This is a genomic window from Paenibacillus periandrae (assembly GCF_022458865.1).
Lineage (GTDB): Bacteria > Bacillota > Bacilli > Paenibacillales > NBRC-103111 > Paenibacillus_S > Paenibacillus_S periandrae.
In genome coordinates, this window is sequence record NZ_JAJNMU010000029.1 from 95,670 (window position 1) to 110,330 (window position 14,661).

17 protein-coding genes are annotated in these 14,661 nt (G+C 42.5%); 8 read left to right on the plus strand and 9 right to left on the minus strand.

Going from position 1 to position 14,661, the window contains the following annotated elements; all coding sequences use genetic code 11:
- The first annotated feature begins 125 nt into the window (after positions 1-125).
- The gene (locus LRL21_RS36685) at positions 126-1,034 is read left to right on the plus strand and encodes a LysR family transcriptional regulator (RefSeq protein WP_240420759.1); all 909 of its coding nucleotides are present in this window, start codon (positions 126-128) and stop codon (positions 1,032-1,034) included.
- Between the two features lie 85 nt (positions 1,035-1,119).
- On the opposite strand, the gene arsC is transcribed toward LRL21_RS36685, so the two are convergent.
- Both arsC and LRL21_RS36695 read right to left on the minus strand, forming a co-directional pair.
- Positions 1,120-1,542 (minus strand): arsenate reductase (thioredoxin), encoded by a 423-nt coding sequence (gene arsC, locus LRL21_RS36690; RefSeq protein ID WP_240420760.1) that lies wholly within the window; start codon positions 1,540-1,542, stop codon positions 1,120-1,122.
- Between the two features lie 248 nt (positions 1,543-1,790).
- A complete protein-coding gene (locus LRL21_RS36695; RefSeq protein ID WP_240420761.1) occupies positions 1,791-2,573 on the minus strand; it encodes a class I SAM-dependent methyltransferase in 783 nt (260 codons plus the stop codon).
- A 228-nt stretch (positions 2,574-2,801) separates the two neighbouring features.
- On the opposite strand from LRL21_RS36695, the gene LRL21_RS46480 reads away from it, so the two are divergent.
- Both LRL21_RS46480 and LRL21_RS36705 read left to right on the plus strand, forming a co-directional pair.
- On the plus strand, positions 2,802-3,683 hold the full coding sequence (locus tag LRL21_RS46480) for an AraC family transcriptional regulator (RefSeq protein ID WP_240420762.1): 882 nt from the start codon (positions 2,802-2,804) through the stop codon (positions 3,681-3,683).
- Positions 3,684-3,745: 62 nt separating this feature from the next.
- Positions 3,746-4,165, plus strand: a complete 420-nt coding sequence (locus LRL21_RS36705; protein ID WP_240420763.1) for a VOC family protein — start codon at positions 3,746-3,748, stop codon at positions 4,163-4,165.
- Between the two features lie 74 nt (positions 4,166-4,239).
- Here LRL21_RS36705 and LRL21_RS36710 read toward each other — a convergent pair whose 3' ends face one another.
- Together LRL21_RS36710 and LRL21_RS36715 are read right to left on the minus strand one after the other, a co-directional pair.
- Positions 4,240-5,028 (minus strand): DUF3891 family protein, encoded by a 789-nt coding sequence (locus LRL21_RS36710; RefSeq protein WP_240420764.1) that lies wholly within the window; start codon positions 5,026-5,028, stop codon positions 4,240-4,242.
- A gap of 22 nt (positions 5,029-5,050) precedes the next feature.
- Positions 5,051-5,536: a hypothetical protein gene (locus LRL21_RS36715; RefSeq protein WP_240420765.1), complete on the minus strand. Its 486-nt coding sequence runs from the start codon at positions 5,534-5,536 to the stop codon at positions 5,051-5,053.
- 17 nt (positions 5,537-5,553) lie between these two features.
- Here LRL21_RS36715 and LRL21_RS36720 point away from each other — a divergent pair, with 17 nt between their 5' ends.
- From LRL21_RS36720 to LRL21_RS36730, 3 genes are all read left to right on the plus strand, one after another.
- Positions 5,554-6,390, plus strand: a complete 837-nt coding sequence (locus LRL21_RS36720) for an AraC family transcriptional regulator (RefSeq protein ID WP_240420766.1) — start codon at positions 5,554-5,556, stop codon at positions 6,388-6,390.
- A gap of 400 nt (positions 6,391-6,790) precedes the next feature.
- Complete coding sequence (locus LRL21_RS36725) at positions 6,791-7,357, plus strand: 5' nucleotidase, NT5C type (protein ID WP_240420767.1); 567 nt, start codon at positions 6,791-6,793, stop codon at positions 7,355-7,357.
- Positions 7,358-7,381: 24 nt separating this feature from the next.
- Positions 7,382-7,951, plus strand: coding sequence for a MepB family protein (locus LRL21_RS36730; protein ID WP_240420768.1), 570 nt, complete (start codon positions 7,382-7,384; stop codon positions 7,949-7,951).
- Positions 7,952-8,053: 102 nt separating this feature from the next.
- Here LRL21_RS36730 and LRL21_RS36735 read toward each other — a convergent pair whose 3' ends face one another.
- Complete coding sequence (locus LRL21_RS36735) at positions 8,054-8,446, minus strand: hypothetical protein (protein WP_240420769.1); 393 nt, start codon at positions 8,444-8,446, stop codon at positions 8,054-8,056.
- A gap of 134 nt (positions 8,447-8,580) precedes the next feature.
- A complete protein-coding gene (locus LRL21_RS36740; RefSeq protein ID WP_240420770.1) occupies positions 8,581-9,375 on the minus strand; it encodes an SDR family oxidoreductase in 795 nt (264 codons plus the stop codon).
- Positions 9,376-9,518: 143 nt separating this feature from the next.
- Here LRL21_RS36740 and LRL21_RS36745 point away from each other — a divergent pair, with 143 nt between their 5' ends.
- Both LRL21_RS36745 and LRL21_RS36750 read left to right on the plus strand, forming a co-directional pair.
- Positions 9,519-9,866 (plus strand): LysR family transcriptional regulator, encoded by a 348-nt coding sequence (locus tag LRL21_RS36745; RefSeq protein WP_240420771.1) that lies wholly within the window; start codon positions 9,519-9,521, stop codon positions 9,864-9,866.
- Entirely contained in the window at positions 9,863-10,417 is a 555-nt protein-coding gene (locus LRL21_RS36750) for a LysR substrate-binding domain-containing protein (protein WP_240420772.1), read from the plus strand. Before LRL21_RS36745 ends, LRL21_RS36750 begins: the two co-directional genes overlap by 4 nt.
- Positions 10,418-10,531: 114 nt before the next feature.
- Here LRL21_RS36750 and LRL21_RS36755 read toward each other — a convergent pair whose 3' ends face one another.
- The 3 genes from LRL21_RS36755 to LRL21_RS36765 all read right to left on the minus strand — a co-directional run bounded on the left by LRL21_RS36755 (position 10,532) and on the right by LRL21_RS36765 (position 14,402).
- The gene (locus LRL21_RS36755; protein WP_240420773.1) at positions 10,532-12,466 is read right to left on the minus strand and encodes an FAD-dependent oxidoreductase; all 1,935 of its coding nucleotides are present in this window, start codon (positions 12,464-12,466) and stop codon (positions 10,532-10,534) included.
- A 114-nt stretch (positions 12,467-12,580) separates the two neighbouring features.
- The gene (locus tag LRL21_RS36760) at positions 12,581-13,678 is read right to left on the minus strand and encodes a sensor histidine kinase (RefSeq protein WP_420832530.1); all 1,098 of its coding nucleotides are present in this window, start codon (positions 13,676-13,678) and stop codon (positions 12,581-12,583) included.
- A 31-nt stretch (positions 13,679-13,709) separates the two neighbouring features.
- Positions 13,710-14,402 (minus strand): response regulator transcription factor, encoded by a 693-nt coding sequence (locus LRL21_RS36765; protein ID WP_240420775.1) that lies wholly within the window; start codon positions 14,400-14,402, stop codon positions 13,710-13,712.
- Positions 14,403-14,661 lie beyond the last annotated feature (259 nt).

Genomic DNA, 14,661 nt, shown 5'->3' on the forward strand with positions numbered 1-14,661 from the left:
AGTGTAAGTGACCATATTCATCAGAGGGTTAGCTGCGTGTTAACACAAAATTAAATAATATTAATGATATTTTTGATAAAATAGATAATATGAATGATAGTTTGTATAAGAAAAGAGGTTAATCAATGAATTTGCAGCAATTGAAAGTATTCGTGCTCGCTGTCGATTTGCAAAAACTGTACTTAGTAGCTGAGAAGCTGCAAATTACACAGCCTACTGTTACTTTTCATTTGAATAAATTGCAGGAGGATCTGGGAGTGTCTTTGTTCAAAACCAAATCTTACCATGTTATCAAGCTGACCGAAGCAGGTAAAGATCTATATCATTATGCTTTACAGGTAAATGCCCTCTCTGTGGAAATACATAGTCTGATGGATGAACATAAAGGAATGAAGGCCGGGCGGTTATCCATCGGCAGCACACATACGCCTGCTACTTATATGATTCCCCCGCTGCTGCGCGAATGGCGACACACTTATCCCGATCTCAGCTTGTTTCTTGATGTAAGGCCGGCACCTTTCATTCTAGAGCAGCTGAAAAACTTTGAAATCGATATAGGTATCATTTCGCACACACATATGGAGGATCCCGATCTGATCAGCGAGCCTTTAGTCAAGGACGATCTGGTCATTATCCTCGCTGCCGCTCACCCTCTTGCACTTGTGGAGGAAATTATACCTGATCAACTTACTGATTATCCCTTCGTATCTCACGAGGAAGGATCGATTAGCAGGAAGCTCGTAGATGATTGGGTGCAGCAGCAAGACATCGTATTGGATATTGTCATGGAGGTGTCCAGCTCAGAGGCATTAAAAGCGGCAGTACGTCATGGAATCGGTTATGGAATGGTTTCAGAAACATCCGTTAAAGCAGAAGAACAGGAAGGTAGTCTAGTCGTAAAACCGATCCCATTCTGGATGCCCAAACGATATATTTACGCTGTGAAGCATAAGAAAAAGCTGATTGGTCCTGCTCAACACCTATTCTGGAGAAAACTGGAGCATGCATTCCGCTCACAGGTGCCCACTTATTAAATCTCATATCCTGAACAAAATAGAACCCTCCATGATGATAGAGGGTTCTAGCTTTTTTTCGGCAAAACTTACTTTTCTATTACTCTTATTTTCCTTCAGCTATAAACGTCTCGATTCGTGATTTGATCGCATCCCGAACTTCACGGAATTTATCCATGATTTCTTCTTCTGTACCTGTCGCTTTGGCAGGATCATCAAAGCCCCAATGCCATTTCACTACATGAGTATTGGAAATCACGGGACAATGCTCGTCTGCATGCCCACACAAGGTAATCACATAATCTGCACGGTTTAATAGTTCAGGGTCAATGACGTTCGAAGTGTTGCCGCTGATGTCCATACCTACTTCATTCATGACCTGAACAGCCCGCGGATTAAGTCCATGAGCTTCCAGACCGGCACTTTGGACATTATATTGCTCACCGCCTAATTTGTTTAAAAATCCATCAGCAATCTGGCTTCTACAAGAATTTCCTGTGCATAAAAAATAAACAAGTTTCTTTTCCATGTGTCCTATCCCCATCCTCATTTTTTTATGATATCAACTTCAGCTACAAGTAGAGGCCAGTCAATGTAATCAATAGTGTAGCCAGTGATCCGATCGGCCTTGCCTTTCCTTATCTTAACAAAATGGCAAGTACCTTGGTATATACCCTACATAAAAAAAGAGCCTCACATTGGAGGCCCAGACTGTTGAGATCCTGTGGGATCACAAATCGATGCTGGCTTTAGCTGAAACAACATATATTCCCATATTTACAATGGACGAATTGCTTGAAAATAAACGGCTTCACCTGCAAAACTCGATAGCCCGCCTGATTCATCGATTTGAATGGAAAAGAACTCCTGGAAATCCTGCGGAACTTGCAGCATCTTTGCCTCTAACGAAGCTATTTCCTCTTCTGGAAGCCCGGATCGTTCGCACCAGTCTTGAAACTGGAAAGGTTTGGGGAAACAAACGAGCATCTCTATGCGGAAGCCTATGGTTTCCAGCAGATTGATCCATTCTGACTTTTTCCACACCCGAACATGGCTGGGGTCTCTTTGCTTTTCTATCTCATTGTAAAATTGATCGTATTGATCTAGTTGGGGAGCTACATTGTCAATTAGCAGCAGCTTGCCACCCGGCTTGACGACTCGGAACGCTTCTTCAGCGAAAGCAGGGATATTTGGAAAATGATGCGCCGCAATCCTGCACGTAACGAGCTCGAAGGAAGCGTCAAGAAAAGGAAGCTGCTCCGCATCTCCCTTAACAAATTCGACGTTAGAATGACCGTTCCCACGGATAAATTCGGAGGCGTTCGTTAACATTTCTTCGGTCAAGTCATAGGCTGTCACACGATGAACCAAAGGGGCAAGAGCGTTGGCTACGTGCCCGCCACCCGTCGCAATGTCAAGCACATCCATATTCGTATCGGCTTTGGATAATGAGACGAGCAGCGACAAATCTTCGCCTTTGGCATGACGATTACTTGTGACATATTTACTGGCGTTTTTAGCAAATTGCTTCTGCACTTGATCTTTAATCGAATCTTCCATCGTCGTTTCCTCCTAATTTACAGATCAGAGCTTCTGAATTGCATTAGTTTCATTTAATGAAACAATATATCGTATTGTGAAACTAAATTAAATTTACCATACATTCTTGGAGCTGTAAATAGGAGGAGACCGTGTATCCGTCGCCACCCCTCCCTGCTCCACAATCGGATGCGGGGATGGTTAAATGTGATATCATTAGATCATACTGCTCAGATGGGGGGACGTTGAGTGCAAGTTCAATTGCATACACTTTTTCGGCCAAAACAAGCAAGCGGCAGAGTGGCAACCAACCGATATATGGAAATTCCGCCTTCCCTGCTGCTAGCTCCTTATGTATCCTGTTACTGGGTGTCCGAACCGTTAATGCAAGATCAGGATTGTCATCTTTCATTTAATATGTACCATGAAGCAGCAGTCGACAGGGTTCTGCCGGATGGCTGCAATGATATTATATTTGAGCACGATCTTAAGCTTAATCAATTCAGAGCTCGGTATTCGGGATTTTTTGAGGGGTCCTTTACAGTTACCTATGATCAGCAGCATCCCGTTCGAAAGTTCGGTGTACGATTTTTTCCAGGTGGGGCCCATGCATTGTTAGGCGTTCCACTGCATGAATTTGCTAATTCTCTAGTGGATGTAGACTTGGTTTGGCCCGGGATGCATAATGAAATCGGATACAGGGTGTTCGAAGAACCATCTTCCTATAAAAGGGTTCAGATCATGGAACAATACCTGCTCTCTTGTATGCGTACCCATAAATCCATGAACGACAGCCTTATCCATAATCTGCTTCATCACATCTTTGTAACCGAAGGAAAAACGAGTGTACAGGAATTAGCCAACAAAGAAGTGATTAGTACACGGCAAATGAACCGCATCTTTTATCAATGGATCGGAGCCAGTCCAAAGAGATTTTGTGATGTAGTACGGTTTCAAGCAATTATTGATGACATACAGAGCCTGGGAAAGATAGACGGAGCTTCGCTTGCCTTGAACCACGGGTATTTCGATCAAGCGCATATGATTCGAGATTTCAAACGCTTTTACGGTGAATCACCGCTTGTTGCGGCCAGAGAATTTGGAAACATGTCCGATTTTTACAATCCTTAGTGCTTAAAGTCGATTAATATAAGAAAGTGAGCTGTGAAGTAAACGAACAGGGAGGCATTATTTTGAAACCACGTATTACGGTACTTACACTGGGTGTAGATGATCTGGAAAGATCATTAAAATTTTATCGCGATGGTCTCGGGCTACCGACAGAAGGGATTATCGGCACAGAATTTGAGCATGGGGCTGTTGCTTTTTTTGACTTGGAATCAGGGCTAAAGCTTGCAATCTGGAATCGCAAAGATCTCGCACATGACGTTAATATTACTCAAATTGGGTCAAGCGCTACTGAATTTACTATCGGACACAATGTGAGCAGTAAAGAAGAAGTGGACACGGTGATGGAGGAGATCAAAAAGGCTGGTGCTACAATAACAGTCCCTGCACATGACACTTTTTGGGGAGGATACTCCGGCTACTTTCAAGACCCGGATGGTCATTTGTGGGAAGTCGTCTGGAATCCAGAGTGGGATGTTAACTAATCATTTTAAAAGAAGAACTCTCCATAATCGGAGGGTTCTTTATCACTTAACAAATTAGACATGGGAACACGATGTTACATGCTGCCGCTGTCTTCCTGAGAGACTGCCATGCTTTTGTAAAACACATTAAATTCCTTCCAAGATGTTTTGTGGTACGCTTCTAAGACCCCATAGGTTACAATATCCTCTTTATCGACTTCTTTATAAGGAAGCAATATTTCAACGTCCGAATGAAAAGGAAAATAGGTTAATTCGATGATATCCTTCGTTCTCCATCTGACTTGTGATTTATTAGTAGAGTCGATCGAATAATTGAGGCCCTGTGAAAACCATTCGTATTGATCTGTTGGTGTTCCCGGTTGTTGCATACACAAAAATAATGATAGTTCATCACAAATAAGCAGCGCTCTTAAATGCTTTTGTAATGGCAACGATAGCTCGTCATCCATATTTAAAAGTTTCTTGAGTGTCTTTTGTCTTACATATTCCATGTTTAAATATTCCTGAACATCCTTTTGTTTGATTCTTTCAAATAAAGTCGTATATAAGAGACTGCATAACAAAGCCGAATAATGGCTTACCTCTTGAATTTCATCAATTCCCTTTTTGTAAAATACAAACCTTGGTTTAAGCGGAAAATCACGAAACGAATAAGGCTTATGCTTGGCATCATTCCAAAATGGTGCAGAATCTAAATCAATCCAGCCTCTATCGTGCTGATAAGCCGCATAAATAAACTCATCTTGTTGTGCTTTATTAATAAAAAAATCGTTTTTGAATTCGGATGCAAGCTTCCCGGAAACATGCGCATGATCATGTTGAGTAATCATGACAAAAGCATTTTGTTTTTCATAGACAATCATCGTAGGAAACCATCCTTTCGATTCATAAATAACTACAATTTTTTGAAATAAGATCTACCAGTTCTTCGGGAGCTTGGCTCTGTAGGACCACTTTGTCAAATTCACTATCTTTCAAATCGAGCATGACTACTTGAGTAGAATCGTGAAAGGATAAAAAATATTTTTGTCCCTTATGCAGGAAATTACCCGCTTTATAGCCGTATGGAACAGAAATACCGGCTCTTTTTACAGCTCCCCACGGAAAATCAAAATTTCCGGTTTGTACGTTTTGAATTGAAGCATAAGGAATCTTTATCTCTTTTCTTAAACTGGCTACCGCCGTCCAGCCTGTAATTTTCAATACGATCTCGTGGTTCTCTAAAATAATTTGAACACTCATCTTAATTTCTGTACAATCCGCATACGAATCCCATCGCGCTTTGCGTCCAAGGTGATTCATAGACGCTTTTAATATGGTAAAATTTAAGGAGATTACATCATGAGCCATGAGGAAATCAACTGGGCTCATGTTCAAGGAGAGCTGTCATGTATTTGCGCAAAATCGATATGGTAGATTTATCAGGGGTTCTGAGCAAGGAAAACGGAGGGGGCATCCATCCCTATCATGAAATTCTCTTCATCTCAGATGGCGTGGTCACGCTTCAATGGATGGGCCAAGCCTACCTGTCAGCTGCACCAGCTCTTTTCCTGCTGCCACCGAATACTCCACATGTATTAGTCAAGCAATCTGAAGTCTGCCGTTTTGGATACATCGAACTTGACATGTTGGGCTCCACACAATTTCCGAGTCTTGTACATGCAATTTCATGGAATGGGATGCAGTCCAATAAAGACCCACAGCTGTCTGCATTCGTCCCAATTTATCAGACTGCATCCAGAATGTGGGATAGCTATGACCCTCAGAGCCCCTATCAATCTATTGCCGAAGACCTCATGCTATTGGACATTCGTCGGCTGCTGCTACTTATTACCTGTTTTCTAGAGGCTCACGAGCTTCGGGATATATCCCCATCTTTAGAGGCCTTCCGGTATACCGAAGATGCCAACCAACGAATTCAGAAGATCATGCGCTACATGGAATCCAACTATCAGAATCCGATGACCGTCAACCTGTTAGCCTCCCATGCTCACCTAGACGTTTCCTACTTTATACGTTCATTTCACAAAATCGCCGGCAGAACACCGCTTCAATACCTGCATGATCTGCGCTTGAATGCAGCAGCCTGTTTTTTATCTACGACCCAAATGCCCGTACAGGCAATTAGCGATGCCGTTGGTTTTCAAAGCATCCATTACTTCAGTCGGCTATTTAAGCAAAGATATGAAGTAAGTCCCTCCTTGTGGAGAAAACAAGATACTTAGATGCTTACTTACTGTTCAATTTAGAAAAAGAAAATGACATTACCAAGCACAAGATTGCAAATTCCCACCCTGTTTTTTGCGGATTTATCATTTTGGTGTTGTTCGATTTCATTAGGTTTTCGAAATTTCATTTTGTTTCCTCCTCGAAAGTAAATAATTTTTCAACTGTAGTTTCAAAATGAATAAATAATCTAAACGCTAAGGATAATGTGGGTATTTCCCCCTTCCTTTACGCTGCCATAAGCTAAATCTATAACAACATGATGCTATCCATCATTGCTCGCCTCAACTTGAGTTCGAATTTAATTAATTTAGCAATCTTGCATGCACATGATTACTTTTCAATGGTATAATCGGTTTACTTATAAATTCAAGGTTTTTAGATGGAGGTTGTTAAAACTTGCATATCGGAATCGATTTGGACAACACCATTCTAGATGCAACTACAGCTCATTTACATTACTATAATATCGCGTCTGGATTATCGTTAACGCCTGAAGATGTGAATGATTTTTATTTATACCGTTTATATGGGTGGGATAAGGAAGAACGCGATGCCGTTTATAATAAATACGGTCACGATATTCATTGGAATTCATCACCTCTACCCATGGCCTTAGAAATATTACAGAAACTATACACTCAACATCAAATATCTATTATTACCGCACGACCCATGCTTTATCGTGAGGTTACTATTAACTGGCTTCAGCACCATAAGATTAATTATCACCATATCACACTGATTGAAAATAAACTCCAAGCATGTATTCAATCCAAGGTTGATGTATTGATTGATGACGGTCCTCATTATGCAGAGGAGTTTGCCCTTGTCAATAAGCCCGTTATTTTATATGAACAGCCCTATAATTTATCGGTTGTAAATCCGTTAGTATATCGTGCTGCCAATTGGAATGAGGTAGACAAACATGTTGATTACTTAGCCGCTAATCTAAACTTGAGTTAAACAAGTATGGGGGATTTTGAACAGATGGAAGCACAACATCAAGACTTTTCAAAAGCAGGCACGAGTGATCCTATTAATTGGAATTCCACCGACACGATTCATAGCGATCTGCTTGCGATCAGGGATTTAGTATATAACCCGTGCAGGTTTGAGTGCTCTCAACCACTTGAAGAAACACAAAATGCTGACTATGGCGCGTATGTATTTAACTTGAATGCTCTTTCCATAAGATTCCGCGTGGCCAAAATCACACCTACCAAGATCGGACAATTCGTGACGATATGGGAGAAAATCGGGAATGGACCGACCCAGCCCTATGATATATCAGATCCTGTTGATTACTTTGTTATTAGCACACGTGATGTTGATAAATTTGGCCACTTTGTATTTCCAAAAGTTGTTCTATGTGCTCAGGATATCGTATCCAGTCAAGGTAAAGGTGGCAAAAGAGGAATAAGGGTTTACCCGCCTTGGGATCATCCTACAAGTCGTCAGGCTCTAAAAACTCAAGCATGGCAGCTGAAATATTTTCTGGATATACCTGTGAGTAAACCTATAGATGATGTTCGTGCAAAAATGCTTTACGGTTTATAAAAAATGACTACAATTTTATTATCATCACTGAACAAAATGCCCTCAACCGTTAGGTAAAGGGCATTTTTAATATCATTCTGATAAACTGTTCACTTTGTTAGGTTAAAAGTAGCCCCCACCCTCGCGGACAATTCGTTGCGCCTGTTCATAAGCTTGCTCCTCAATAACCACCGTAAGCAAAATATCCATATTACCTACCCCGTTATAATCATAATACCCATCCTCTGAACGAGGAGCACTTAATCCACTGGCATCAACGTCTGCCGCTGCCAGAATGCCTTCGTCAATTCCTGGACTCTCATTATTCAGCGTGAGAAAGCTTAACCCGGGGAAACCGCCCGTTAATGGATTAAACGTTTCACTCACACCGTCACCCTGGAATTGACCAATCCTGGCAACCTGAACATCAATGGTGCCAAGCGCTTTTAGCTTGGGAAGCAGTCGGTGCGCATCATCTGGTGAATGAAAGTAAGCCATGATGCTTTTTTCTGCCAAGGGTATACCCCCTTTCTTCAATTTATTAAGCTGCTTCTACTGCTTATTCGTTCGTATATCGACATTCATATGCCGCCTTCTCCTCTGAATAGTTTGCTATAAATCCAGTAAAATATGTGTTGATTTGTAGGATATTACACGGTTGGAATCGTGCCTCCATCAATAACATATTCGCTCCCTGTAATCGATGACGCACGGTCGGATATCAGAAATGCCACCAACTCGGCAACTTCTTCCGGAAGTCCCGGGCGGCCAAGCGGAATGCCACCAAGTGAGTCCATTAACTGATTCAGTGCACTTTCTCTGCTCCCAGCTGCGGTTGCAATTCGATCAATCATCGCATCTGCGGCCTCAGTTTGAATAAAACCTGGTGATAGTGTGTTTATACGTATTCCTCTTGGAGAGAACTCGTTGGACAAACCTTTGCTGTAGTTGGCAAGAGCAGCCTTCGCCGCCGCATAAGCCAATGTCGTTTCATATAGAGGCATTCGTCTTTGGATTGACGTGAAATGAAGAATGACGCCGGAGCCTTTCTCTACCATCAGTGGCAGCAACCCGCGGTCCAGCCTAACAGCGGCAAGAAGATTCCAATTCAACGCATGAAGCCAGTCTTCGTCGGTCAGGACGAGCGCTCCTCCGGGTGGTGTGGTGGATCCACCGACGCAATGAACCACAATATCTACACCACCGAGCCGCTCTTTAACCCCTTGAATAACCTTGTCGACACCATCCGGTATTGCCAAATCCGCTTGAACGAACAGATGGGGTTCTGCCAAATCGGCAGGTAAAGATCGCGCGGTTGTCATGACGGTTGCGCCAGCAGTAGATAGTCGTTTGACAACGGCTTGACCCATTCCTTTTGTACCACCTGTTACAAGTACCTTTTTGCCTTCAAATTCATTCAACGGATTTGTATATGATTTATTCATTGTATAGCCTCCTGTAATTTTGGGTTATGCACCCGGATTGAATTAACTTCAAAGTTAGTTTACACTTGACCCTTTCATAGCGTCCAATTTATAATAATAATGAAATTGATTAATAATATTCATATAAAAGAAGAGGCGGACTATTGGAACTTACCCAATTGGAATATTTTTTGACGGTTGCCCGGCTTCAACACATGACTATGGCTTCCAAAGCACTCCGTATTACGCAGCCCGCATTAAGCCATGCTATTTCCAAGCTTGAAAACGAATTAAACGTTCCTTTATTTGAACGCAACGGCCGAAATATTAAGCTTAATCGGTATGGACAGATGTTCTCGAAATGGATTGAACAGGCCATGCACAATATTGAGAACGGTATGCAGGAAATCGAGGAATGGTCCAATCCTGATACAGGTGTCATCTCCATCTCCTACCTTAATATTCTGGGTGTTGATCTGGTTCCCACCCTTGTGAAGGCTTACCAAAATTGAACCATCCTCACGTTCGTTTCGAATTGACGCAAGGAAATCTCGGAGATATTGACGAGCATTTGGAACAAGGACTATCGGATTTAATGATTACCTCAAAGGAATCGATTATTGACAATCATCAATGGATCGTCATCCACACTATGCCTTTATACATCGTCGTCTCTTCTCGGCACCGTTTTGCTGGTCATTCTGCATTAAGTCTGGCGGAGCTATCAGGAGAGCCCTTCGTAGGCCTCAAAAACAACTGTGGGTTGAAGGCCACCATCTTGTCCCGTTTTCAAAATACCGGTTTTGTGCTAACCTCAACTTACGATGCTGAAGATCTAATCACAGTCGCGGGATTTATTAAGGCAGATCTCGGCGTATCCGTACTTCCCAAAACATTGGGGCTGATGCTGGACGGGCTCGTCTGGATTCCAATTACGGATGAAGGCTGGTACTGGGAGATTGGTCTGAAATGGAGAAAAGACCACTATGTGTCACCAGCGGCCAAACGATTTATCGAATATGTAGAGCTTTCATCATCCAACCATGATGAACCACAAGGCTGAGTCTAGAGGCAATTGAACCCTCTGCTCGACCTTTTTCAATGTAAAAAGAGTGATGACAGCAAAAGAGCTGCCTCTCCAGTAGCTACAAAACTACTGGAGAGGCAGCTCCTCATGCTAGAACTGCTTACCAACTATGCTGCTTACTGCATCCTTGAGCAGCATAAAAGCATCCCCATTGGTTAAATTCTGTTTATCCGCGATACTATCGACGGTAGCTTGGCTGATGATCCCTTTAGATTGAAGTTCAGCTTGCGCTCCATCTAAGTTTGTGTTCAAGCCGAGTGCTTTCACTAACGTAAAGCTTGCCTGCTGCAAGCTTAAAGGTTCATTAGCTGGTTCTGTCACACCTTTTAATGCTTCAGAAGGAACACCCGTAAAATTAGCCGCGTAGATCCGTTTCATATTATTGATCTGATTAACCATCCTTTGAGCATTAGACGCCTTGTCCAAATCAAAGGCCGTGTTGCCGTAAGAGCCGTAAGCAAGCCCCATATATACGGCTGCTTTAAGACCAGGATAATCCTTATGCTCCATAAAGGACGGCTGTTTCAATGTATAAGGCTTTATATCCATTCCCTGATCGTTCATTTGCTTCTGCATTTCTGTAATTAACGGTTTCGATTCGGATAACTCTCGGAAGGTAACGTTATTATCCTTGGCAAGTTTAACGGCAACACCAGCCGCTTGGCCCTCCGCCATTCCAGTCGGAATGACGCGTGCGCTTCCGTGTGCCAACGTATCATAACTGGCAGAACGTCCCACCACGAGCAATCCGTCCACAGTTTGCGGCACAATACTGCGGAATGGCACAGCATATCTCCAGGGATCAACAGGAATGGCACCGTTATCTTCCGGTGAAGTTTTCTGGATATCCGCAGGGTAGGAACCGAAGGCTATTCGGTCCCACTGATCCCGATTTTCGAGTAAATCAATAATACTTAAGCGGTATAGACCCTTCATATGCCGGGTTTCTCGAACATAAAGCTCAGAGGCGATTCCATCCAGCTCGGCATTCTTGAACTCCGGGAAGGTATTTAAATATTGTACGACATTCGGAATTTCCTCACGGGCAATGTCCAATGCTTCCTTGTGCGAAGCCGGATTTAATCCATCAATACCAAAAATATGCAGTGCATTAATTAAAATCGTATCATCATTTTGCCTGCCAATGTTAAGTCCGCGCATCATGGCACGTTCCTTGTTCAACGGCACGTACGATTTCATCTCAGTCCCGTATCCCCAAGCGGACATTTTGTCGGTCCCTGTGCCGTCGTTCCCATCTTCATTAAGCCGTTTGGAGATGAGTTTCCACGCCTTTGCATCGATATTTTTCAAACGAAACACGGCCGTAACCGCCATCGCAGATTGAATATCCCCCAAATCTTCGCGTCCTATTGTAAATTCGACACCTGCAGCAGCGGCGAAGTCAGCATCCTGAGTGGCATCAATCACAGCTTTGGCCTCTATATGATGCTGTTTACCGTCCTTGGTTATAACTTTAACCCCATTAACCACACGGGACTTGTCATTTTGCTTAACGATAGGCTCAATCGTCTGTGATTGCATGAACACATCAATGTTCTCCTCTGAGCTAACCAGCCCATTGAAACCACTAGCTGCTGTCTGGATATCAAACGAATGGCCTTCTATTTTTTTGTACCATTCGGTAAAAATCCCTTGATTCAAGTAGGCCTGTGTGTTTCCTGGCAAGTTGGATTTGGGTTTCACCCAGTTCATATCAATGCTGTTCAACCAGCCTACCGTCATCAAGCCTCCCAATACTTCACGATTTCTGCTTTCTATTAATAAGGTTTTCAATCCATTGCGCGCCGCAGAGACGGCTGCACTAATACCTTCCGGATCTGTACCAACAACAACCAAGTCATAACGATCCTGAAGCTTGTCCACCGATACGACCTTATTGGGCTCCTGGTGCTGTGGCGCCGCTGTCAACGGGACATCTTCTTTCATTCCTTTGTTGTACAGCCAGCTTCCTCCTATACCCAACATGACGATCACAGCTGCGAATAAAATCCAATTACGTAACATCCTACACCTCGATTTCAAATTTTTAATCACTTGTATAATCAAGAGTATACTAGTCAAATCTTTAGATCTCTTGTGCAGCCGCTTATGAACCGCTTAAGTCATTCTTAATAATTATTAAGAATTACCTGTAAGCAGTGGAAACGTCGTTTCGAAAACGGTCATGCTTCTATTGCTATGTACAGCGATTTGACCGCCATGCACTTCAATAATGCTTTTAGCAATGGCCAAGCCGAGCCCGGTGCCTCCTGTTTGCGAAGATCTTGATTTCTCAGCTCGATAAAATCTTTCGAATATATAAGGCAGGTCCATTTGAGGGATGGCTTCTCCATAATTAATAATTTCCACGATCGCTTCATTACTGCTTGTTCTGATCTGAATATCGACGTATTTACCTTCCCTACCGTAGCGAATCGCATTGGAAATTAAATTTTCATAAGCGCGTACCAACTGATTTCCATCGGCATTGATGTACACCATTTCATCATCTGAAGCCAAACGGTAAGACATTCCAGCTTTCGTTAAAGCCGGTATAAACTCTTCCGCAAGCTGTTTTAAAAAACCGTACATGTTAATTTTGGTCTTCTTCAGAACGGGATCATTACCATGCAGGGAAGTATAATCAAATAAGTAATCGATTAGTTTTTTTAAATTTTTCGTTTTTTCGTAGGCTATATTCGTATAATACCGAAGCTCTACCTCATCCTTATATCGGTCTGATTCAATCAATTCGAGATAGCCTAATATCGAGGTCAGCGGTGTCCGCAGGTCGTGAGATACCCCGGTAATTAATTCATTCTTAGTTCGTTCAGCGATTCTTTCTTCCTCAATCGATTTGCGCAGCTTTCTCGTCATCTGGTTAATGTTATCTACCACTACGCCCAATTCATCCGACGATCTTGCGACAATTTCGTAGCTGAGGTTTCCTTTGGCTATCTCCTGAAGACCCAGCGTAATTTCCTCCAGATAGCCTATGATTTTTCTACTAAAGATAAAGAAAAAGAACAGGAACAAAAAGCCGCCGATGACAACCATTACGGGAGTAGAGCCAATGTTATTGACCACCCATCTAACAGGAGTCGTAAACGGTTTCACATAAATCAAAGCGAGCAGAATTCGATAGCTGAGAAACACGGTTATAGCCGCGAGTACAATACTGAGCACAAACACGTATATAAACTTCCAACGCATCGTATAAATAAATTTATTTTTCAATAACATTCTCTCCCAGCCCAGTCTGACGTCCTTACTCGATCGTATAACCAATTCCCCACACGGTTTTAATATATTGAGGATTGCTTGGATCTTTTTCTATTTTTTCACGAATTTTACGGATATGTACCATGATGGTATTGTTTGATTCCCAGAAAGGCTCGTTCCAGACATTTTCGTAAATTTTCTCCATGCTGAGGACAATTCCTCGGTTTCTTGCGAGCACCTGCAGGATGGAGAATTCCCGTGGTGTCAGCCTGACTTCATTGTGATCAATGCTCACTTTGTGCGTTGCAATATTAATGACGAGATCATCGATAATGATTTCATTATCGTTCTTGATGGACGAAACGTTAAGCTGCCTATATCTCCTAAGCTGAGATTTGACACGAGCTGTGATTTCAAGCGGACTGAACGGTTTGACCACATAATCATCTGCACCAATGCTGAGTCCCGTTATTTTGTCCATTTCCTGGCTCTTGGCTGATAGCATAATAATCGGCATATGCTTTTCTTCCCGGATTTTCATACAAGCTTCAATACCGTCCATTTGTGGCATCATCACATCCAGAATAATTAAATCGACGAGCTGAGAATTCAATATCTCCAAGGCCTCAATACCATTACTTGCCTTCAATAAAGTAAAACCTTCATTTTTCAAATAAATCTCCAGGAGATCGACAATTTCCTTTTCATCGTCAACTAGGAGAATGGTGCCTCCGAACATATCAAGCCCTCCTAATCCTCTATCTAACTCGCAAAGATCCTGCAGTTGCGGATTTTCTATATTAGCATAGCATACCCATTTAACGAAAACTCTTAAGATGTTCTTAATATAAGGATATCATGTGTCTTGTTAAGTAGGGTAAGACGAGGGATTACTCCCTCGGACTCCCCGTCAAACCGTGCATGCGGATTTCCCGCACACGGCTTTCCTTCGTCAGTTCCTCATCTTCAGGAGTGAGTTCTCTTCATCCGTCACCGGA